Origin of the sequence: Roseovarius aestuariivivens, from assembly GCF_004761875.1 — a bacterium.
Taxonomy (GTDB): Bacteria; Pseudomonadota; Alphaproteobacteria; order Rhodobacterales; family Rhodobacteraceae; genus Roseovarius; species Roseovarius aestuariivivens.
The window spans coordinates 129,530-149,832 of the sequence record NZ_SJEY01000005.1 but is presented as its reverse complement, the minus strand read 5'-3'; the positions used below and the strand labels follow the sequence as shown (position 1 = coordinate 149,832).

The window sequence follows — 20,303 nt, the reverse complement described above, 5'->3', positions numbered from 1 at the left end:
TTGACATGTATCAGTGCTGACCACTGCTTGTTTTCATTCTTGACGGATAATAATGAATTTATGGGACGCGCGCCGAGTAAGCCGGACTTATCCGAAGGACTTCTTTGTCCGCAAAACGGACATCCGGACAGACAGCCGATAAGGACCGCTTTATGCATCTGCTTCTGGCGAAATGCATTCGAAGTGTTTGAGGCTTGGCTGCGGCGGCAACGTTAGCGTCCGCACCTGCATGAGTACGGGACTCGTTAACAAATCCTTAACACCTCCCATACCAAAACTTTTGTACAAAATGGACAAGGGCGTCTGAAAACCTGCTCCTTTTTGTACAAAACTTTCCTCCGAACACGAAAAAAGGCGGGGTCTCCCCCGCCTCTCGAACCACGCCAAAACCAAGGTTTCAGGCGTTCGCTTCCCGGATTTTCTCTGCGGCGTCCTTGTCGTAGGTGACTCCGTTCTGCTCAAAGAGCTGGTCCAGTTCACCCGAGAGCGTCATCTCCGTGATGATGTCGCAGCCGCCCACGAACTCTCCCTTGACGTAAAGCTGCGGAATGGTCGGCCAGTCGGAATAATCCTTTATTCCCTGACGGATAGCGTCGTCGGCCAGCACGTTCACATCCTGGAACTCCACGCCCATATAGTTCAGAACCCCCGCCACGCGGCTGGAAAATCCGCATTGCGGCATCGTCTTTGTGCCCTTCATGTAAAGCACCACGTCATTGGATTTGACGGTTTCCTCGATTTGCGTCTTCGCGTCGGTCATTTCGTTTTTCCCTTCGGAATGAAGCGTTTAGCATAGGCCTGCGGGTCGCGGGGCACCTGCCATTCGGCCGAGTTTCCCCCGCCCATGCCGGAATTGTAATCAGAGCGCAGCGTGTGGTGGCCCTTGCCCGGGGCACTTCCCCGACGTCCCGGATCTCGCCGCAGCGATACGCCGGCAAGAACAATCGCCGCCAGAAAGATCAGCACGATCAAGAGGATAGTGCCCCAGCTCATTTCAGCCGGGCGCTTTCGTGGTCAGCGCGAGGGCATGCAGATCGCCCGAAGGCCCGTCCATCTTGCCCTTGAGCGCGGCATAGACCGCGCGCTGCTGCTGGACACGGTTCATGCCCTTGAACGAGGCGTCGATCACCTCGGCGGCATAATGGTTCCCGTCCCCCGCAAGATCGGTGATGGTGATCTGCGCGTCCGGAAAGGTTTCGCGGATCAGATCCTCGATTTCCTTGGCTTGCATCGGCATGCGCGGGTCTCCTTGGTTTGCCTTCCCCTGATGTAGAGAGCACGGCAATCGAGTGCAAGCGCCCCAATGCATACAAGGGTTTCAGGGCTCAGGCGAAGGTCGCGCCGAAGGTCTCGCGGTAGACCCGCGACAGATCGGCCAGTGGCGCCGAGGATGCCCCGAACGTGACATGATCGCCGCCGAACTTGCCCGCGTAGCTGACCGGCACGCCGGCCTTGTGCGCGGCGGCCATCAACGCCTCGGCCTGATCGAAGTTGCACGCCACAAGATATCGCGCCTGATCCTCGCCGAAAAGCTGGGCCGTGTCGTCCGTGTCGAGTGTGACGCCAACACCCGCCGCCTCGGCCAGTTCGAACGCGGCCAGGGCGAGCCCGCCATCGCTGAGGTCGGTGCACGCCCGTATCAGGGTGTGGTTGTCCCGAATAAACGTGCCGTTGCGTTTTTCGGCCTCCAGGTCGACTGGCGGCGCGTCTCCCTCGATCCGGTTGAACACTTCGGCCAGCAGCGCCGATTGCCCCAGATGTCCGGTGGTCTCACCGACCAGGATCGCCACATGCCCGTCGCGGGCCTGCCCGTTGATTGCCTCGTCCTCGTGCGCAATCAGACCGACCGCGCCGATGGTGGGCGTGGGCAGGATGGCCCGGCCGTCAGTCTCGTTGTAGAGCGACACGTTGCCCGACACGATGGGCGTGTCGAGCGCGGCCACGGCCTCGCCGATGCCCTTGATGGCCATGACGAACTGACCCATGATCCCGGGTTTCTCCGGATTGCCGAAATTGAGATTGTCGGTGGTCGCCAGCGGCTTGGCCCCCACGGCGCTGAGATTGCGATAGGCCTCGGCCACCGCCTGTTTGCCACCTTCCTTTGGGTTGGCCTTCACATAACGGGGCGTCACATCCGACGTGAACGCGAGAAGCTTGTCGGTTCCGTGGACCCGGATGATCCCGGCGCCGAGCCCGGGCAGGCGGGCGCTATCGGCCATCACCATCGTATCGTATTGTTCATAGACCCACTGACGCGAGCAATAGTTGGGCGAACCGATGAGTGCGCGCAGCCCATCGATGGGATCGACGCCCGGCACACTGGACGGATCTAGCTGCGCCGGCGCGGCGGGCTCTTCCCACGGCCGGTCATATTCCGGCGCGCTGCCCGACAGCGTGGCCAGCGGCAGATCGGCCTTCACATCATTCCCATGTAGGATCAGGAAACGATCCTCGGCAATGGTCTCGCCCACAATGGCGAAATCGAGATCCCATTTCTCGAACACCGCGCGCGCCTCGGCCTCTTTTTCGGGTCGCAGGACCATCAGCATGCGTTCCTGGCTTTCGCTGAGCATCATCTCATAGGCTGTCATGCCGGTTTCGCGCTGTGGCACCCGGTCCAGGTTGAGCCGCACGCCAAGGCCGCCCTTGTCGCCCATTTCCACCGCGGAACAGGTCAGGCCCGCCGCGCCCATATCCTGGATCGAGATGACGGCGCCCGTTTGCATCAGCTCAAGACACGCCTCCATAAGGCGTTTTTCGGTAAAGGGATCGCCCACCTGTACGGTCGGGCGTTTCTCCTCGATCGACTCGTCGAATTCTGCCGAGGCCATGGTTGCGCCGCCGACGCCATCCCGCCCGGTCTTCGCGCCAAGATAAACCACGGGCATGCCCACGCCCGACGCGGCGGAGTAGAAGATTTTGTCATTATCTGCCAGACCCGCGGCGAAGGCGTTCACAAGGCAATTGCCGTTATAGGCCGGGTCAAATCGCACTTCGCCACCTGCGCAAGGCACGCCAAAACAATTGCCATAGCCGCCGATACCCTCGACCACCCCATGCACAAGCTGGCGGGTCTTGGGATGAGCCACCTCGCCGAAACTGAGCGAGTTCATCGACGCGATGGGCCGCGCGCCCATCGTGAAGACGTCACGCAGGATACCGCCTACGCCGGTTGCCGCACCCTGGTAGGGCTCGATGTAAGAGGGGTGATTGTGGCTTTCCATCTTGAAGACCACCGCCTGACCGTCGCCGATATCGACAACACCGGCATTCTCGCCGGGCCCGCAGATCACCTGCGGGCCGTCCGTGGGCAGCGTCCGCAGCCATTTCTTGGAGGACTTGTAGGAACAGTGCTCGTTCCACATCGCCGAAAAGATGCCGAGCTCGGTGAAAGAGGGCTTGCGCCCCAGAATTTCGAGAATCCGGTCATACTCATCGGGCTTGAGGCCGTGGGCCTCGATCAGTTCGGGCGTGATCGCCGGTTCTTGCATCTGCAATGTCCCCCAAAAGGCTGGCTTGGTGCCTCTTTAGGGCATGACTGGCAGGGGGAAAAGGGGCCGCGATAGGGCGGCCTGAACGAAAAGGCCCGGCGCAGGGCCGGACCTTTCGATACTCGTTAACGAATGAACCGATTAGCTCTTGTCGGCGACACGCTCTCGCAGATGCTCGACTGTGTTGTCGTACTCAATGCCTTCGCCCACGGTTTTCACTTCGAGACTGTCGACCGAAAAGCCGATGACGTTGGCGGCAATCTGTGTGGCAGGGTCGATCTCGACAAACACGCGGTAGCCGTTGCTCATCTCCTGCGTGTACGCGACGGTACCGATCATGACATCGTTGGACGACGACACTGCGGTACCCGGCGTTGCGGCAACAATGATGTTCTCAGCCGAAGTCGCTTCGGTTTCGGACATCTGGGTATCGCTATCCTCGTCTGCGATGGCTTCGTTTTCTCCGCGAATTTCGCCGCCAACGTTCTTATAAACTTGGCCGCCAACTTCGTAGGTGTCGGTGTCATAAACGTAGTTGCCCGAGATCTCGGCCGCATCCTCATAATTGTTACCAGCGTCTTCGATCGTGTCGGCGGCATATGCGCCAAGCGCGGTGCTGCCGGTAAGAATTGCGGCGAGTGTAATGTTACGGAATTGCATAGGTTACTCCTGTTACTGATGACCACTTTTGGGTTCTGATTTCCGGCAGGACAGCAGTGCCGCGCCGGTCTGACAGGACAACAAGATACCGAACCATGCGTTCCCGATCGCCGAAAAGTTTTTTGAACTCTTCTGTTCAGGTTTCAAAAAGTATTAATAATAACAATAACCTAAAAGGAACAAATTTTTTTGGGTTTCTCTTGGAGCTTCGCGAGGCATTGACCCCGAGCGCGATAGCGCGTTGAGTGTCCTCCGACAAAAAGGGCGCTTTATGCAGATTGACGACAATCCCCACCGCGGCAAGGGACTGCCGCACGCCATGCTTGCCGATATCCCTGACCCAAGTATCGACGCCGCTGCCCCCGAAACCATGCTGACCCAATGCCCGGCGGCGTGCGAAACGCCGCTTGTTGCGCTCACGGGTTTTGACTGTGCTGTTTGGGCCAAGGATGAACGGGGGCGTATGGGCCTGGGCAGTTTCAAGGCGCTTGGCGCAGCCTACGTGATTGCGCACGCCGCCGCTGAAACCGGGGCCGAGGATCTGTCCACCGCGCTCGCGGGGCAGACCTATGTCACCGCAAGCGCAGGCAATCACGGGATGTCGGTCGCGGCGGGCGCGCGCATTTTTGGGGGGCGTGCGGTCATCTATCTGTCCGATACGGTGCCGGACACGTTCGCGCAAAGGTTGCGCGACAAGGGGGCCGAAGTCGTACGCGCAGGCAATGATTACGAGACCAGCATGGAGGCCGCGCACGACGCGGCGCATGAAAACGATTGGATCCTGCTTTCCGACAGCTCCTGGCCTCGATACACCGAACTGCCCCACCGTTTGATGGAGGGGTATCTTGTGATGGCCGCCGAAGCGGCACGCCAGATGCCGCAGCCGCCCACGCATATCTTTCTGCAGGCCGGTGTGGGCGGGCTGGCCGCTGCCTGCGCGGCCTGGTTTCGTCAGGTCTGGGGCGACGCGCCGGAAATCATCGTCGTCGAACCTCACGCCGCGCCAGCCCTGCACGCCAGTATTTCCGCAGGCGAACCCGTGGCCACGATCGGGCCGGTTTCCGCCATGGGACGTCTCGACTGCAAGGAGCCATCGCTCATCGCGCTCAAGGGGCTTGCGAGGGATGCGGACCGTTTCGCGCTGATCTCCGAGGAAGAGGCGGCGTCGATCCTGCCCCTGCTGGCAGGCCAGGACATGGCCACGACGGAATCCGGCGCGGCCGGTGTCGCCGCGCTTAAACTCAGTACTCTCGGTCCGGACGATGTCGCGCTCGTTATCATATCCGAGATGGCCGACGCATGAGCCGCGGTTTCGCGCGTGCGGAGTATGAAGCGCGCGTCCAGCGTATACAGACTGGCATGGACCGGCACGGTCTGGGTGCGCTTCTGCTCACCTGTGAACCGGATGTGCGCTATGTTTCCGGCTTTTTGACGCGGTTCTGGGAAAGCCCGACACGTCCGTGGTTCGTGATCTTGCCCGCGCGTGGTGCTCCGGTTGCCGTCATCCCGTCCATAGGTGCAGCCCTGATGGCCACCACTTGGATTGCCGATATCCGCACGTGGCCTGCACCTGTGCCGGATGATGACGGCGTCAGCCTTCTGGCCGGCACTCTGCGCGAGATCGGAGGTCCGGTCGGCATACCCTCGCATCTGGAAACCCATCTGCGCATGCCTTTGGACGATTTTCACAGGCTCAAAGAGATGACAGGCCTCGCCTTCATTCATGATCACGGCATTCTGGCCAACGCACGGGCTGTGAAATCCCCCGCCGAACTGACCAAGATTGAGACGATTTGCGCCATCGCCGGTCGCGCCTTTGCCCGGGTGAACGAAATTGCGGATGAGGGCGTGCCTCTGTCTCAAACCTTTCGCGACTTTCAGCGGCTTCTGCTAGAGGAAGGCGCGGACTGGGTGCCCTATCTTGCGGGCGGCGCGGGCCCGGATGGATACGGCGACGTCATCTCGCCTGCGACCGACGCGCCCTTGGCGCCGGGTGACCTGCTGATGCTCGACACAGGCGCGGTCTATGACGGCTATTTCTGCGATTTTGACCGTAACTTCGCGGTCGGTGCAGCTTCTGAGACCGCCAAGAGTGCCTACAAGCGTCTGCTTGCCGCTGCCGAGGCGGGGCGCGAGGTGCTGTGCCCCGGGTCGCGGGCGTGTGACGCGTGGCGCGCCATGGCGCGTCAGGTCGGCGATGCCGACACGGCGGGCCGGCTTGGCCACGGGCTCGGCATGCAACTGACCGAAGGGCTGTCACTGACCGAGGCGGACACGACTGTGCTGACGCCCGGAATGGTGGTCACGCTGGAACCGGGCCTCGACATGCCATCGGGACGCATCATGGTGCACGAGGACGTTTTCGTGATCACGGAGACCGGTGCGCGGCAAATCTCGCCGCCGGCGCCGTCAGACCTGCCCATCATTTGACATAGCAAGCGGGCGCCAAAAAAAAGGCCGAGCACTAAGCTCGGCCGAAGTCCAACAGGGAGGTATGAAGATGTCCGCTTGCGCGTCCATCGTCATGGTCGGGAATTAGAACCTCACCCGTGGCCGATCAAGAGATAAGATGCCGCATCTGCAGAAAGCCCGCTATGCGCCTGATGCATAGCTCTGATCGCATCGACCGCAGAATTTATGTATCTGCCTGTTCTTTCATCGTTTTTCGATAAAGTATGATCTCGTCCTGCACGAAATCACGGAACGCCGCGATGCGCTGAGAATGCCGCAGTTCCTCGGGATAGGCGAGAAACACGGGCACCTCGACCGAGTGGATGTCGGGCAGAACCTGTACGAGGTTCGGAAAATCCCGACTCAAGTAATCGGGCAGGACCCCGATGCCGATGTGGTGGATCACGCCCTGCAAGACACCGAAGTAATTGTTCACTGTAAGCAGCGAGGGGATGTCATAGGTCATCAATTCCCCGACAAGCGTCGCGCCCGCACCGACCTGCGCCGAACTCGGGTTCTGGCACAGCAGCCGGTGATTGCGCAAATCCTCCGATGATTCGGGCGTGCCGTTCTGTTCCAAGTAATCGCGCGATGCGTAAAGGCACATGTGCACGCTCATCAGGCGTTTGCGGATCAGGTCGGCCTGGCTGGGTTCCTTCATGCGGATTGCCACATCGGCCTCGCGCATGGGCAAGTCGAGCACGCGTTCTTCGAGCATGAGGTCGATGTTCAGATCGGGATGCGCGGCGAACAGCTTGGGCAGGCGCGGCGCGAGCCAAAGCGTGCCGAACCCGATGGTCGTGGTCACGCGCAATTCGCCGAACACCTCTTCCTCGCTGTCGCGGATCCGCGCGGTGGCGGCATCGAGCCGTTTCATCATCGCTTTCGTCGCGTCGAACAGAAGCTCGCCCTGTTCGGTCAGGATGAGTCCTCGTGCATGGCGGTGAAACAGCGTCGTGTTGAGTGATTCTTCCAGCGCCCGCACCTGCCGGGAAACCGCCGATTGCGACAGGTGAAGCTGATCGCCCGCATGTGTGAGGCTTCCGGCATCGGCCACCGCATGAAAGATTCTCAGCTTGTCCCAATCCATTTCCGCAACTTCCGAGTCGACGCATACCCACCACAGCGCAATAGCAGAAAACCTGCGCCTGCAAGACCATCCACACGGCGAATTTATCAGTTTGCGCTTTATAGGTCACCATTTTTGACCTATATTTGCCTTAAACTGAGGCAAGCGACGCAATCGGGAGGTGTGTCATGAGCAATCAGAAAATTTCCCTCACCGACAGGCTCGACCTCGAGAAATCGCCGGTGCTGCTCAATGGCACGCAGGCGCTGGTTCGGTTGATGCTTATGCAGGCGGCGCGCGACCGTGCGGCGGGCCTCAACACCGCCGGATACGTGACCGGATATCGCGGTTCGCCCCTCGGCGCGGTCGACATGCAGATGACCCGCGCTGCAAAAGAGTTGTCTGCGGCACAGATCACGTTTCAGCCGGGCCTCAACGAGGACCTCGCCGCGACAGCGCTCTGGGGGACACAGCAGGCCGAACTCCGAGGCGAGGGGCGCTATGACGGCGTATTCGGTCTGTGGTACGGCAAGGGGCCGGGCGTGGACCGGTCCGGCGATGTCATGCGTCACGCCAACATGGCCGGCTCGTCGCCCAATGGGGGGGTGATCATGGCCATGGGGGACGATCATACCGGCGAAAGCTCGACCGTCTGCCACCAGTCGGATTGGGCGATGGTCGACACTTATAAGCCGGTCTTGTCGCCCGCGGGCGTGCAGGAGATCCTCGATTTCGGGCTTTACGGCTATGCGCTGTCCCGCTTTGCGGGTGTCTGGTGCGGTCTGAAGCTGATGAAAGACACGGTCGAGGTAACAAGCGTGGTCGACGGGTCGCTGGATCGCATGCAGTTCGTCACGCCCGAATTCGACATGCCCGAGGGCGGGCTCAATATCCGGCTTGGCGATCACTGGATTGCGCAGGAAGCGCGCATGATAAACTACAAGAGGTTCGCCGCCGAAGCTTTTGCACATGCGAACAAAATCGACAAACGGGTTTTGGGCAAAGCGGGTGCGAAGATCGGGTTTGTCGCCGCCGGCAAGAACTGGCTGGATCTTGTCCATGCACTCGACCTTCTTGGTATCGATGCCGCCGAGGCCGAAAGGCTTGGTCTGACGACATACAAGGTCGGCCAGACCTTCCCAATGGATATGAGGGGCTTTCACGACTGGGCCGAGGGACTCGACCTGATCGTGGTGGTTGAGGAAAAGCGCAAGCTGATCGAGATCCAGATCAAGGAGGCGATCTTTGACGACCGGAAGGGGCGGCGCGTCTATGGCTGGTACAAGGGCGGCGCCGGTGGCCTGCATCAGGAAGAATTGTTCCCAGTCCAGATGGCCATCGATCCTGTTATGGTGGCGGAGAAGATCGGCACGATCCTCGTCGAGGAAGGCCGCGGAACGGATCGCGTAAAGGCCCGTCTGCAAGCTATTGAAGAAGATAAGAAAGCCAGTGAAAACGAAGAGATCGCGACACGACTGCCCTATTTCTGTGCGGGTTGTCCGCACAACACCTCCACCAAGCTGCCCGCGGGCAGTCGCGCCTATGCCGGCATCGGCTGTCACATCATGGCGCTCTGGATGGACCGCGAGACGTCGGGATATACCCACATGGGCGCGGAAGGGGCTAACTGGATCGGCGAGGCGCCGTTTTCCACCCGCGATCATGTCTTTCAGAATATCGGCGACGGCACCTATAACCATTCCGGGATCCTCGCCATCCGCGCGGCGCTCGCCGCGGGTACCAACATCACCTACAAGATCCTTTATAACGACGCGGTCGCCATGACCGGCGGGCAGGGCAACGAAGGCGACCTGGGCCCCGACCGGATCGTGCGCGAGGTGCAGGCCATGGGCGTGCGTGACGTTGCCGTGGTCTTCGATGAAAAGGAAGAGCCCAACCGCGCCGATTTTCCCTCTGGTATCGGCTGGCACTCACGGGCCGAGTTGTCGCAGGTGCAGGAGAAATACCGCACAATCAAGGGTGTGTCGGCCATCGTTTACGTACAGACATGTGCGGCTGAGAAACGCCGCCGTCGTAAACGCGGCACTTTCCCGGACCCGGATCAGCGCGTTTTCATCAATTCGGATGTCTGCGAGGGCTGCGGCGATTGCGGTGTGCAGTCGAACTGTGTCGCCATAGTGCCGCACGAGACCGAGCTTGGCCGCAAGCGCGCGATTGACCAATCCGCCTGCAACAAGGATTTCAGCTGCCTCAAAGGCTTCTGCCCGTCTTTCGTCACGCTCAAAGGCGCCGAACTGCGCAAGGAGGCTGCCTCGGATCTCACGCTGCCCGATATGCCGCAGCCCGACCTGCCAGAGATGACCGGAACGCATAACGTCGTCATCACCGGCGTCGGCGGTACCGGTGTGGTAACCATCGGCGCGGTTCTGGCGCAAGCCGCACAGATCGACGGCAAGGGCGCGGGCATGATGGAAATGGCAGGCCTCGCGCAGAAGGGCGGCGCCGTGCATATTCATTGTCGCATCGCCAACAGCCCCGCCGAAATCAGCGCGATCCGGGTGGCCCTGGGCGAGGCCGACGCCCTGATCGGCGGTGATCTTGTGGTGAGCGCAGGTGCCAAGACGCTTAGCCTAACACGCGCGGGTCGTACCGGGGCCGTCGTCAATAGCCACGAGACCATGACCGGCGACTTCACCCGCGATACCGAGTTCCGCCTGCCCACGGCAAAGCTGACCGCGGCGCTTGAGACGCGCTTGGGCGACGAAGTACAGCTTTTCGATGCCTCCGAGCTGGCCCGCGCCACGATGGGCGACGCGATCTATGCCAACATGATCCTCTTTGGCGCGGCGTGGCAGCGCGGGCTTCTGCCGGTGACCCATGACGCCATCGTTCAGGCGATCACGCTCAACGGCGCGGCGGTCGAGCACAACCTACGGGCGTTCGAGATCGGGCGTTGGGCCGTCCTGAATCCGGACGACGCGCAGGCGCATATGTCGCCCAACATTTTGCAGAAACCGAAATCGCTGGATGAAAAGATCGCTTTTCGCGCCGATCACCTTACGGCCTATCAAGGCAAGCGGCTGGCGCGGAGGTACCGCAAGCTGGTAGACGGCATCGAGGACGATGAGCTGCGTGAGGCTGTGGCGAAAGGCTATCACAAGCTTTTGGCCTACAAGGATGAATACGAGGTCGCGCGCCTGCTGCTTTCAACGCGAGAAAAGGCGAAAGAGACCTTCACAGGCGACTTCGACATGGAGTTCCACCTTGCGCCGCCGCTTCTGTCCCGCACCGGCCCGGATGGACGACCGAAAAAACGCCGCTTCGGTCCGTGGATCGAGCGACCTATGCGCCTGCTGACCCGGCTCAAGGCACTTCGTGGCACGCCGCTTGATCCTTTCGGCTACACCGCCGAGCGACGGATGGAGCGTGGACTTATCCGCCAGTACGAGCGCGACGTGGCAGAGGTTCTGCCCAAGCTCGTCTCGGAAACCCGCGACCCCATTCTGGCCCTGGCCCGTCTCCCGCTGAAAATCCGCGGCTTCGGCCCGGTCAAGGCGGCCAATACCGAAACAGCTGGGAAAGAGCGCGAGACCCTACTCGCCACGATTCGTGGCGGCGGTGTCTCACTGGCGCAGGCGGCGGAGTGAACGTCACGGAAAGTTCACGCGATACGGTCAGATTTGTCGTAAACACCTCTCCAAATCGCGAATCGAAAACCGGACCCGCAGACCATGCGCCAAGACCGTCACATCGCCCGTGACATCAGCTATGCCCACTCGGCCCAGACACGGGGCGGGCGGGCGATGATCCGTACCATGGAGACGCTCAGCGGTCGGATGCGCCTGATCAAGCGCGCGGCGGGCTATGAGCGAGAGGTCGCGGCGGGGCGGGATTTCTGGCAGGTCATGATTGACCGCTATGGGCTTTCGCTCGACGTGGCGGCCGGCAGCCTCGACGCGATTCCGCGCGACGGCCCATTGATTGTAATCGCCAACCATCCATATGGCATCCTCGACGGTATGATGATGGGGCATATCCTCAGCCAGACGCGCGGCGATTTCCGCATTCTTGCCAATTCCGTCTTCAACAAGGCGGAGGATCTCAACCGGATCGTCCTGCCGATCAGCTTCGATGAGACGAAAGAGGCCCTCGCGCTCAACCTGCAGACCCGCAAGACCGCGCTTCAATATCTCGCCGATGGCGGCGCCATCGGAATCTTTCCCGGCGGCACGGTTAGTACGGCGGCAAAGCCGTTCGCGCAGCCGATGGACCCAAGCTGGCGCGGCTTCACGGCCCGGATGGTTGCCAAGTCCGGCGCGACCGTCGTGCCGATCTTTTTCGAAGGGCATAACAGCCGCCTCTTCCAGGTCGCCAGCCACCTGCATGTCACCCTGCGCATGGGGCTTTTGATCAAGGAGTTCGGCAAGCGGGTCGATGCGCCGGTTCGCGCCGTCATCGGGCGGCCCATAGACCCCGATCAGTTGGCCGCGCGGGCGGGCGACACGAAATCCCTCATGGCGTTCCTGCGTTACAAGACGTATGAGCTAAGCACACGCCCGGTGGATCCGGACGTGATCGGCTTTGAATTTCAGTAGGGGCGCGCGCAGGGCGCAGCACGATCATGGCGGTTGGACTCTTCGATTCCGGGCTTGGCGGCCTGACCGTGCTCGATGCGGTGGAAAAGCGTCTGCCCGATCTGCCGATCGTCTATCTGGGCGACAATGCCCACGCGCCCTATGGCGTGCGCGATGCAGACGATATCTATGAGCTGACCCGGGGACACGTGCAGAGACTTTGGGACGAAGAGGGCTGCAACCTCGTTATTCTCGCCTGCAACACCGCCTCTGCCGCTGCCCTGCGCCGCATGCAAGAGGCGGGTGTGCCCAAGGGCAAGCGCGTGCTGGGGGTTTTCGTGCCGCTGATCGAGGCGCTCACAGAACGTCAATGGGGCGACAATTCCCCGCCGCGCGAGGTGGCGCTGAAGCACGCAGCACTTTTCGCCACGCCCGCCACGGTCAGCAGTCGCGCGTTTCAGCGTGAACTTGCCTTCCGCGCCATAGGCGTCGATGTCGAGGCGCAGGCCTGCGGCGGCGTTGTCGATGCCATCGAAGAGGGCGACTTGATCCTTGCCGAGGCGCTCGTGCGCAGCCATGTGGACGCGCTCAAGCGAAAGATGCCCAATCCGGAAGCGGCGGTGCTGGGCTGCACGCATTACCCGCTGATGGAACACGTCTTTCAACAGGCTCTGGGGCCCGACGTGCAAGTCTTCTCGCAGCCACGCCTCGTGGCCGACAGCCTTGCCGATTACCTTGAGCGTCGCCCCGAAATGGTGGGCGAGGGCGAAGGTACGCGGTTTCTAACCACCGGCGATCCGCGCCGCGTATCGGACCGCGCGACGCAGTTTCTGCGACGTGAGATTGCCTTTACAGCCGCCTGAGCCACGCGCAGTTGCGGCTCCATCCGTTTTTTCCTAAAGCCTAAGCAACAGTTGAAAGAGGTCCCATGACCCACAAGATCGCCATTCTCGGCGCGTCGGGCTACACCGGCGCGGAACTTGTCCGCCTCATTGCCACCCATCCGGGGATGGAGACCGCGGCGCTCTCGGCCAATTCGAAGGCCGGGCAGTCCATGGCGCAGGCCTTCCCGCATCTGCGCCACCTCGACCTGCCGACTTTGGTGACCATCGGCGAGATTGACTTTTCCGTTATCGACCTGTGTTTCTGCGCGCTGCCCCACAAGACCAGCCAGGAGGTCATCTCGGCTCTGCCGCGCGATCTGCGCATCGTCGATCTGTCTGCCGATTTCCGCCTGCGCGACCCTGCGGCCTATCAGAAGTGGTACGGCAACCCTCATGCGGCGATCGAGCTTCAGAAAGAGGCGGTCTATGGCCTGACCGAATTCTACCGTGACGACATCCGCGACGCGCGGCTTGTCGCCGGCACCGGGTGCAATGCCGCGACCGGGCAGTACTTGCTGCGGCCCCTAATCACGGCGCAGGTCGTCGATCTCGACAATATCATTCTCGACCTGAAATGCGGCGTCTCGGGCGCGGGGCGCAGCCTCAAGGAAAACTTGCTGCACGCGGAATTGTCCGAGGGCTACCATCCCTACGCCACAGGCGGCACGCACCGCCACCTTGGAGAATTCGACCAGGAGTTCAGCGCGATCGCGGGCCGCGAGGTGAAAATCCAATTCACCCCGCATCTCGTCCCGGCCAATCGCGGCGTCCTCGCCACCGGCTATGTCCATGGCGACGCCAAGGCAATCTATGCGGCGTACGAGGACGCCTATCGCGACGAGCCTTTCCTGGAACTTTTGCCGATGGGCGAGGTCCCCAGCACGCGCCATATTCGCGGCAGCAATTTCTGTCATATCGGAGTGGTGGCAGACCGCATTCCGGGCCGGACGATCGTGGTGGCCGCGCTCGACAACCTTACCAAGGGGTCAAGTGGACAAGCCTTGCAAAACGCGAATCTGATGTTACGTGAAACTGAGACTGCGGGCCTCATGCTGGCCCCGGTCTTCCCGTGACATCGAAGGCTTGGAGGGTGGCAGGCTTATGAAATCGCTCAAGAAAAAGCGCCGGATTCAGATCGTCGCGGTGGCGTCCATTGCCTTGGTGATCGCTACCGGGCTGATTGGGTACGCTCTGCGCGACGGTATCAACTTCTTCCGCTCCCCCAGCCAGATCATGGCCGAACCGCCCGCGCCCACGGAAACCTTCCGCATCGGCGGTCTCGTCGAAGAGGGCACGCTTATCCGCGGAGAGGGCGAAACCGTCCGCTTCAATGTCACCGATGGCGGGGCTTCCATTCCCGTAACCTACAAAGGTGTGTTGCCCGATCTCTTCGAAGAAAACCAAGGCATGGTCGGCACCGGAACCTATGACGGCGCCACCTTCCGCGCGACCGAAATCCTTGCAAAGCACGACGAGGATTACATGCCCAAGGAAGTCGTCGAAAGCCTCAAGGAGCAGGGCGTCTACCAGCCACCGAACGGTAGTTAATCGTCCGATTAACCAATCTTGCCCAAGCCTTTGCACACCGAAACGGCGCGAAAGGTGGGCAAGATGCCAAGCGTTTCCCAGATTGCGAAAGAAATCGTCGCCCGCGAAGGCGGCTATGTCAACGATCCCGACGATCCCGGCGGGGCCACGAAATACGGCGTGACGATCCATACCATGCGCCGCCTCGGGCTTGACCTTGACGGCGACGGGCGCGTGGGCGTGGCGGATGTCAAGGCGCTCAGCCGCGAGCAGGCCGAGAAGATTTTTGTCGAGCATTACTTCAAGCGTCCTGGCATTGGCGCGTTGCCCGAGCCGGTTCAGGCCAGTGTTTTCGATATGTATGTCAACGCCGGCGCTCGCGCGGTCATTCTCCTGCAACGGGTGATCGCAAGCTTCGGCCAGACCATCGTCGCGGACGGGATCATCGGTCCGCAGACCATCGCGGCGGCGCGCGCAGCCTACAATCAGGCGCCCGATCACTTCGCCGACGCCTATGGCATCGCACGGCGCAATTACTATTTCCGTCTGGCTGACCGGCGCCCCAACATGCGCAAATACGCCCGCACCCGCGCCGGCGGCAAGGGTGGCTGGATCAGGCGGGCCGAGGAATTCATCTCGCCGCGCTTTCATCTGAGCGCCGAGGCCTTCAAAGAACGGGTGGCGACATGGGTTTGATCGAACGCGCCCTGTCGCTTGTTTTCGGAACCGGGCGCAACGCCATTGCCGAAACGGCTGAGGTCTTTCGCGTGAATGCAGACGCCGCCGACGCCCGCGCCGCCGAATTGCAGGGCGCGGCGCTCAATCAGCTTGCCGCCGAATTCGCGCGCGAGCGCAAGGGATGGTATGACCGTTTCATCGACGGGCTGAACCGCATCCCGCGCCCCGCAATGGCGCTTGGCACCCTAGGGCTTTTCGTCGCCGCGATGGTCGATCCGATCTGGTTTTCCGAACGGATGCAGGGAATCTCTCTGGTGCCGGAACCTCTCTGGTGGCTCTTAGGGGCGATCGTCAGCTTCTATTTCGGGGCCCGGCATCAGGCGAAGGGGCAGGAATTTCAGCGGTCCATCGCCGTCACGATGGCCCGAACGCCGCAGGTGGTCAGCAATATCGACAGCTTGCGCTCGCTGGAAGTCGGCGCAGCGGAGCCGGCGGCCCGGGTTGCACCTGAGCTGCCATCACCCTCCGAGGACAATCCCGCGCTCGCGGAATGGCAGCAACGCAAAGGGTAGGTCACCGAGACCCGGCGCGGGCCGCAAGCCCCATGACCGGAACCGGTCCGCGCCCCGCGACAATGTGATCCCGCGCCGCGTCCGAATCCCGTTGGATGGGGCGGCGCGGGGCTCTATAACGGGTGCATGATTACAGAGCTAGGCCACTTCGCCCTCATCCTTGCGTTCCTCATCGCTTGTTTCCAGGCCACCGTGCCGCTTATCGGGGCCCATCGGCGATGGCCTGGCTGGATGGCCGTGGCCGAACCCGCCGCGACACTTCAGTTTCTTCTGACGGCGGGCGCGTTCTTCGCGCTCATGTGGGCGTTCATCACCTCGGATTTCTCGCTGCAGCTGGTCGTCTCGAACAGCCACTCGGCGAAACCGATGCTGTACAAGATCACCGGAACCTGGGGCAATCACGAGGGCTCGATGTTGCTCTGGGTGCTGATCGTGACGCTTTTCGGCGCGTTCGCGGCATGGTTTGGCAGCAACCTGCCGCCAACGCTCAAGGCGCGGGTGCTGGCGGTGCAGGGGTCGATCGCGGCTGCCTTCTTCGCCTTCATCATCTTCACCTCTAACCCCTTCCTGCGGATGGCCGTGCCGCCCTTCGACGGGCAGGACCTCAATCCGCTCCTGCAGGACCCCGGCCTCGCGTTCCATCCGCCGTTTCTCTATCTCGGTTATGTCGGTCTCTCGATGACCTTCTCCTTCGCCGTGGCCGCCCTGATCGAGGGGCGTGTCGACGCCGCCTGGGGCCGCTGGGTCCGGCCCTACACGCTGGCCGCGTGGATTTTCCTGACCATCGGCATCGCGCTCGGCTCCTGGTGGGCCTATTACGAGCTTGGCTGGGGTGGCTTCTGGTTCTGGGACCCGGTGGAAAACGCGTCCTTCATGCCGTGGCTAATCGCGGCGGCACTCTTGCACTCGGCCATCGTTGTGGAAAAGCGCGAGTCCCTGAAAAGCTGGACGATCCTGCTGGCGATCATCGCCTTCGGCTTCTCCATGATCGGGGCCTTCATCACTAGATCGGGCGTGCTGACCTCGGTGCATGCCTTCGCCACGGACCCCGAACGGGGCGTGTTCCTGCTGATGATCACGGCGACCTTCATGCTGGTGGGCCTTACACTTTTCGCTGCCCGCGCGCAGGCGATGCAGGCCAAGGGCGTCTTTTCCCTCGTCAGCCGCGAATCCGGGCTGGTGGCCAATAACGTCATCTTGGGCGTCTCGGCTTTCGTCGTCTTTGTCGGTACGATCTGGCCGCTCATCGCCGAGATCTTTTTCGACCGCAAGCTGTCCGTGGGCGCGCCCTTCTTCAACATGGCCTTCACACCCTTCATGGTGGCGCTTGGCCTGATCCTGCCGGTGGGCGCCATGCTGCCGTGGAAGCGCGCCAATCTGAAACGCACGATCAAACCTCTGCGCGGGGCGTTCATCCTCGCCATTGCCGTCGGCGGCCTGGCCTGGGCCATGCAGACGGGTCAAAGCCTTCTGGGCCCCGTAGGGCTCTTTCTCGGGGCGTGGCTCGTCTCCGGCGCCGCCGTCGACCTGTGGAGCCGCACGGGACGCGGTGAGAACCGCCTGCGGCGTCTCGTTAGCCTGCCGCGCGCCGACTGGGGCAAGTCGGTGGCCCATGCCGGGCTTGGCGTCACGATGGCCGGTGTGGCGGGCATGATGGCGTGGGAGGCCGAGGATATCCGCGTGGCCCAAATTGGCGAAAGCTTTGACGTGGCGGGCTTCACCCTCACGCTCGACGACGTGCGAAACGTGCAGGGCCCGAACTACCGCTCCACCATGGCCGAGGTCACGCTTGCGCGGGATGGCCGCGAGATCGGCACGCTTTTTCCCGAAAAACGCGTCTATCCGGTGGCCGCCATGCCCACGACCGAGGCGGCGCTCGATATCGGTTTCCTGCGCGATGTCTACGTCGTGATCGGCGATCCGCAGGTCGGCGGAGGCTGGGCCGTGCGCACCTATTACAAACCGCTCGCCAACTGGATCTGGGGCGGGGCGATCCTCATGGCCCTGGGCGGCTCGCTCTCGCTCTCGGATCGCCGGTACCGGGTCGCGGCCGGCAACCGTCGCCGCACGCCTGCCGCCGAGGTGCCTGCCGAATGAAGCGGCTGCTTCTCATCTTCGCGCTCTTGGCCGGGCCCGCGCTGGCCGTGCAGCCCGACGAGGTGCTTGACGACCCGGCACTGGAGGAGCGCGCGCGCGACATATCCTCGGGCCTGCGGTGTCTTGTCTGCCGCAACGAGTCCATCGACGACTCCAACGCCGAACTGGCGCGCGACCTGCGCCTTCTGGTGCGCGAACGTCTTTTGGAAGGCGACAGCAACGAGGAGGTCGTCGATTACATCGTCGACCGCTATGGGGAGTACGTTCTGTTGAACCCGGTCGCCGGAGGGGCCAACTGGATCCTGTGGCTTGCAGGGCCCGGCATGCTGATTCTCGGTGTTTCGCTCGCGGCGGTCTATATCCGCCGACGGGGACAGGCCGAAGAGCCTCATGTTGCCGCCCTCTCGGAAGAGGAAACCGCCCGGCTGCGCCGCATCATGGACGAGTGACGCGCCGTTCCGGATTGCAATTGCAGGGCAGGGCGGGTTCACTGCGCCGGACCTGAACAGGAGGCGCGGACGCGATGAAAGACTACCAGACCATCACGCTCGATATCGCGGAGGGCGTTGCCACGCTCCGGCTGGACTGGCCCGAGAAGATGAACGCGCTGTCCACGCAAATGCGCGCCGAAATCACCGACGCTGTGGGTCTTGCCGCGCGCAAGGCCCGCGTGCTGGTGCTGACCGGAAACGGCAAGGCGTTCTGCTCGGGACAGGATCTTTCGGATACAGGTAACCTGTCTGCGCTCGATCTCGAACGGGTGCTGCGCGATGAATACGAGCCGATGCTGCACGCCATCGGCGATTGCCCGATCCCGACGATCTCGGCCGTGAACGGTCCCGCCGCCGGGGCAGGGGCCAATCTTGCGCTGATGGCTGACGTGGTGATCGCCACCGAGTCCGCCTATTTCCTGCAGGCCTTCACCCGCATCGGCCTCATTCCCGATGCCGGCGGCACATTCTGGCTGCCGCGCCAGATGGGCGCGGCCAAGGCCATGGGGGCCGCTCTTTTCGCCGAACCGATAAGCGCCAAACAGGCCGACGCCTGGGGCATGATCTGGGAGGCGGTGCCCGACGACGCTTTCGACGCTCATTGGAAGGCGCGTGCGGCACACCTCGCCAAGGGGCCAAGTGTGGCCTATGCGAATCTGAAAAAGGCGATCCGCGGCAGCTGGGACAACAGCCTGGCCGCGCAGCTAGATCTAGAGGCGCAATTGCAGGGCGGCTGCGGCACCTCACGCGATTTCAAGGAAGGTGTGCTGGCCTTCCTCGAAAAACGCGCCCCAAGCTACGAGGGCCGCTGACAGGCCCGATCAGGCCGACACGTCTATCAGTTTCACATCGCTGAGCGTGAAGGTCGCGCCAACCCCCTTCAGGATAACCGCTGCCAGGCCATTCAGGCTCACCACGGCGTCGCCGTTCACGTTTTCAACCGTCACGTCTGGCGACGGCACGCTTTCGGTGGTCAGAACCAGGGCTTCCTCATTGACCTCAAGATCGGTGATGACCGCCGGCTTACCGGCGGTTAGGCTCTCTCCGCCAATGAAGAAATCCGTGCCTTCGCCACCGGTAATCGTGTCATCCTGACCGAAGAAAAAAGTATCGTCGCCGCGACCGCCATCCACTACATCGCCCTCGCTGTCCGCGTCGCTACGGGGATCAAACCCGATGTCTTCCGGGTCAGCCCCGAACAGATCCGGCGTTGCGGTGGGATCGTCGATCGCGGCTGCTAGCGTGTCGATAAATGTCGTCTGATCGGTAAATCCGGACGAAAGGATGAAATCGTCGCCCGTATCTCCGCGTAGCGTGTCTGCGCCATCACTGTCGATGAGCACGTCATCTCCGGCGCCCCCGCGCAGGAAATCATCCCCCGCACCTCCGGCCACGAAATCATCATCCTCTTCCCCGAAAAGGCGGTCATTTCCCGAACCACCGTCGACAAGGTCAGAGCCCGCCCCGGCGCGCACGGTATCGTCACCGGGTCCTGGCCGAAGGATATCTTCCCCCTCTGTCCCAGCGACCTGGTCGTCGTTGCCCCCCTTTGTCGCGGCACCGGTGTCGTCATCATTATCCTCGAAAAGATCAAAGGCAAAAGCCGTTGCACCAATGCCCAAAAGGGTCAGCAGGATAAGCGCTGTCATGTCGGTTGTACCCCCATACTCACGAACACGTACAGATTAAGTAAAATTTTTTTCTTGTCTTAAGGAACTTGCGAGTCAGGCGAAAATAGATGCTATCGATACGGCCGCGCGTCAGGACTGTTTTTGAAAGTCGAACAGTTTCGCTCAAAGCGCGCGATTGGCCACACAAGAACGCGGCTTTCCAAGGTCCGGCCTGGCG

19 protein-coding genes are annotated in these 20,303 nt (G+C 61.9%); 12 read left to right on the top strand and 7 right to left on the bottom strand.

The features are described 5' to 3' along the window. Positions 1-397 precede the first annotated feature (397 nt). The 5 genes from grxD to EZV60_RS09865 form a co-directional block, all read right to left on the bottom strand. Complete coding sequence (gene grxD / locus EZV60_RS09885) at positions 398-760, bottom strand: Grx4 family monothiol glutaredoxin (RefSeq protein ID WP_135504968.1); 363 nt, start codon at positions 758-760, stop codon at positions 398-400. Continuing rightward, the gene (locus tag EZV60_RS09880) at positions 757-993 is read right to left on the bottom strand and encodes a hypothetical protein (RefSeq protein ID WP_135504966.1); all 237 of its coding nucleotides are present in this window, start codon (positions 991-993) and stop codon (positions 757-759) included. The genes grxD and EZV60_RS09880 overlap by 4 nt, the downstream gene beginning before the upstream one ends. A 1-nt stretch (position 994) precedes the next feature. Then, entirely contained in the window at positions 995-1,237 is a 243-nt protein-coding gene (locus EZV60_RS09875; RefSeq protein ID WP_135504963.1) for a BolA family protein, read from the bottom strand. An 88-nt stretch (positions 1,238-1,325) separates the two neighbouring features. Next, entirely contained in the window at positions 1,326-3,491 is a 2,166-nt protein-coding gene (purL, locus tag EZV60_RS09870; RefSeq protein ID WP_135504961.1) for a phosphoribosylformylglycinamidine synthase subunit PurL, read from the bottom strand. Positions 3,492-3,632: 141 nt separating this feature from the next. Then, complete coding sequence (locus EZV60_RS09865) at positions 3,633-4,151, bottom strand: hypothetical protein (protein WP_135504959.1); 519 nt, start codon at positions 4,149-4,151, stop codon at positions 3,633-3,635. A 271-nt stretch (positions 4,152-4,422) separates the two neighbouring features. Between EZV60_RS09865 and EZV60_RS09860 the strand changes: the two genes are divergently transcribed. Together EZV60_RS09860 and EZV60_RS09855 are read left to right on the top strand one after the other, a co-directional pair. After that, positions 4,423-5,454 (top strand): pyridoxal-phosphate dependent enzyme, encoded by a 1,032-nt coding sequence (locus EZV60_RS09860; protein WP_135504957.1) that lies wholly within the window; start codon positions 4,423-4,425, stop codon positions 5,452-5,454. Further along, positions 5,451-6,581 carry a M24 family metallopeptidase gene (locus EZV60_RS09855; protein WP_135504955.1) on the top strand — a complete coding sequence of 377 codons (1,131 nt, stop codon included), beginning with the start codon at positions 5,451-5,453 and terminating at the stop codon, positions 6,579-6,581. The genes EZV60_RS09860 and EZV60_RS09855 overlap by 4 nt, the downstream gene beginning before the upstream one ends. A gap of 205 nt (positions 6,582-6,786) precedes the next feature. Here the strand turns inward: EZV60_RS09855 and EZV60_RS09850 are convergent, their stop codons facing one another. Then, on the bottom strand, positions 6,787-7,692 hold the full coding sequence (locus EZV60_RS09850) for a LysR family transcriptional regulator (RefSeq protein WP_135504953.1): 906 nt from the start codon (positions 7,690-7,692) through the stop codon (positions 6,787-6,789). Between the two features lie 167 nt (positions 7,693-7,859). On the opposite strand from EZV60_RS09850, the gene EZV60_RS09845 reads away from it, so the two are divergent. From EZV60_RS09845 to EZV60_RS09800, 10 genes are all read left to right on the top strand, one after another. Further along, on the top strand, positions 7,860-11,279 hold the full coding sequence (locus EZV60_RS09845; RefSeq protein WP_135504951.1) for an indolepyruvate ferredoxin oxidoreductase family protein: 3,420 nt from the start codon (positions 7,860-7,862) through the stop codon (positions 11,277-11,279). 84 nt (positions 11,280-11,363) lie between these two features. Further along, entirely contained in the window at positions 11,364-12,227 is an 864-nt protein-coding gene (locus EZV60_RS09840; protein ID WP_135504949.1) for a lysophospholipid acyltransferase family protein, read from the top strand. Positions 12,228-12,253: 26 nt separating this feature from the next. Beyond that, positions 12,254-13,069 carry a glutamate racemase gene (locus EZV60_RS09835; protein ID WP_135504947.1) on the top strand — a complete coding sequence of 272 codons (816 nt, stop codon included), beginning with the start codon at positions 12,254-12,256 and terminating at the stop codon, positions 13,067-13,069. A 65-nt stretch (positions 13,070-13,134) separates the two neighbouring features. After that, positions 13,135-14,163: an N-acetyl-gamma-glutamyl-phosphate reductase gene (gene argC, locus EZV60_RS09830; protein WP_135504945.1), complete on the top strand. Its 1,029-nt coding sequence runs from the start codon at positions 13,135-13,137 to the stop codon at positions 14,161-14,163. A 28-nt stretch (positions 14,164-14,191) separates the two neighbouring features. Next, positions 14,192-14,638 (top strand): cytochrome c maturation protein CcmE, encoded by a 447-nt coding sequence (ccmE, locus tag EZV60_RS09825; protein ID WP_135504943.1) that lies wholly within the window; start codon positions 14,192-14,194, stop codon positions 14,636-14,638. Between the two features lie 63 nt (positions 14,639-14,701). Beyond that, the gene (locus EZV60_RS09820; protein WP_135504941.1) at positions 14,702-15,313 is read left to right on the top strand and encodes a holin-associated N-acetylmuramidase; all 612 of its coding nucleotides are present in this window, start codon (positions 14,702-14,704) and stop codon (positions 15,311-15,313) included. Further along, a complete protein-coding gene (locus tag EZV60_RS09815; protein WP_135504939.1) occupies positions 15,304-15,867 on the top strand; it encodes a holin family protein in 564 nt (187 codons plus the stop codon). The genes EZV60_RS09820 and EZV60_RS09815 overlap by 10 nt, the downstream gene beginning before the upstream one ends. A gap of 126 nt (positions 15,868-15,993) precedes the next feature. Next, positions 15,994-17,964, top strand: a complete 1,971-nt coding sequence (locus EZV60_RS09810) for a heme lyase CcmF/NrfE family subunit (protein ID WP_135504937.1) — start codon at positions 15,994-15,996, stop codon at positions 17,962-17,964. Next, the gene (locus tag EZV60_RS09805) at positions 17,961-18,413 is read left to right on the top strand and encodes a cytochrome c-type biogenesis protein (protein WP_135504935.1); all 453 of its coding nucleotides are present in this window, start codon (positions 17,961-17,963) and stop codon (positions 18,411-18,413) included. Before EZV60_RS09810 ends, EZV60_RS09805 begins: the two co-directional genes overlap by 4 nt. Positions 18,414-18,487: 74 nt before the next feature. Continuing rightward, complete coding sequence (locus EZV60_RS09800; protein WP_135504933.1) at positions 18,488-19,267, top strand: enoyl-CoA hydratase-related protein; 780 nt, start codon at positions 18,488-18,490, stop codon at positions 19,265-19,267. A 9-nt stretch (positions 19,268-19,276) separates the two neighbouring features. Here EZV60_RS09800 and EZV60_RS09795 read toward each other — a convergent pair whose 3' ends face one another. Then, positions 19,277-20,104 (bottom strand): calcium-binding protein, encoded by an 828-nt coding sequence (locus EZV60_RS09795; RefSeq protein WP_135504931.1) that lies wholly within the window; start codon positions 20,102-20,104, stop codon positions 19,277-19,279. Between the last annotated feature and the right edge of the window lie 199 nt (positions 20,105-20,303).

Coding starts and splice junctions, on each gene's coding strand:
- EZV60_RS09815 (WP_135504939.1), top strand. CDS start 15,304: ATGGGTTTGATCGAACGCGCCCTGTCGCTTGTTTTCGGAACCGGGCGC.
- argC (WP_135504945.1), top strand. CDS start 13,135: ATGACCCACAAGATCGCCATTCTCGGCGCGTCGGGCTACACCGGCGCG.
- EZV60_RS09845 (WP_135504951.1), top strand. CDS start 7,860: ATGAGCAATCAGAAAATTTCCCTCACCGACAGGCTCGACCTCGAGAAA.
- EZV60_RS09880 (WP_135504966.1), bottom strand. CDS start 993: ATGAGCTGGGGCACTATCCTCTTGATCGTGCTGATCTTTCTGGCGGCG.
- EZV60_RS09795 (WP_135504931.1), bottom strand. CDS start 20,104: ATGACAGCGCTTATCCTGCTGACCCTTTTGGGCATTGGTGCAACGGCT.
- grxD (WP_135504968.1), bottom strand. CDS start 760: ATGACCGACGCGAAGACGCAAATCGAGGAAACCGTCAAATCCAATGAC.
- EZV60_RS09860 (WP_135504957.1), top strand. CDS start 4,423: ATGCAGATTGACGACAATCCCCACCGCGGCAAGGGACTGCCGCACGCC.
- EZV60_RS09820 (WP_135504941.1), top strand. CDS start 14,702: ATGCCAAGCGTTTCCCAGATTGCGAAAGAAATCGTCGCCCGCGAAGGC.
- EZV60_RS09865 (WP_135504959.1), bottom strand. CDS start 4,151: ATGCAATTCCGTAACATTACACTCGCCGCAATTCTTACCGGCAGCACC.
- purL (WP_135504961.1), bottom strand. CDS start 3,491: ATGCAAGAACCGGCGATCACGCCCGAACTGATCGAGGCCCACGGCCTC.
- EZV60_RS09800 (WP_135504933.1), top strand. CDS start 18,488: ATGAAAGACTACCAGACCATCACGCTCGATATCGCGGAGGGCGTTGCC.
- EZV60_RS09835 (WP_135504947.1), top strand. CDS start 12,254: ATGGCGGTTGGACTCTTCGATTCCGGGCTTGGCGGCCTGACCGTGCTC.
- EZV60_RS09875 (WP_135504963.1), bottom strand. CDS start 1,237: ATGCCGATGCAAGCCAAGGAAATCGAGGATCTGATCCGCGAAACCTTT.
- EZV60_RS09855 (WP_135504955.1), top strand. CDS start 5,451: ATGAGCCGCGGTTTCGCGCGTGCGGAGTATGAAGCGCGCGTCCAGCGT.
- EZV60_RS09805 (WP_135504935.1), top strand. CDS start 17,961: ATGAAGCGGCTGCTTCTCATCTTCGCGCTCTTGGCCGGGCCCGCGCTG.
- ccmE (WP_135504943.1), top strand. CDS start 14,192: ATGAAATCGCTCAAGAAAAAGCGCCGGATTCAGATCGTCGCGGTGGCG.
- EZV60_RS09850 (WP_135504953.1), bottom strand. CDS start 7,692: ATGGATTGGGACAAGCTGAGAATCTTTCATGCGGTGGCCGATGCCGGA.
- EZV60_RS09840 (WP_135504949.1), top strand. CDS start 11,364: ATGCGCCAAGACCGTCACATCGCCCGTGACATCAGCTATGCCCACTCG.
- EZV60_RS09810 (WP_135504937.1), top strand. CDS start 15,994: ATGATTACAGAGCTAGGCCACTTCGCCCTCATCCTTGCGTTCCTCATC.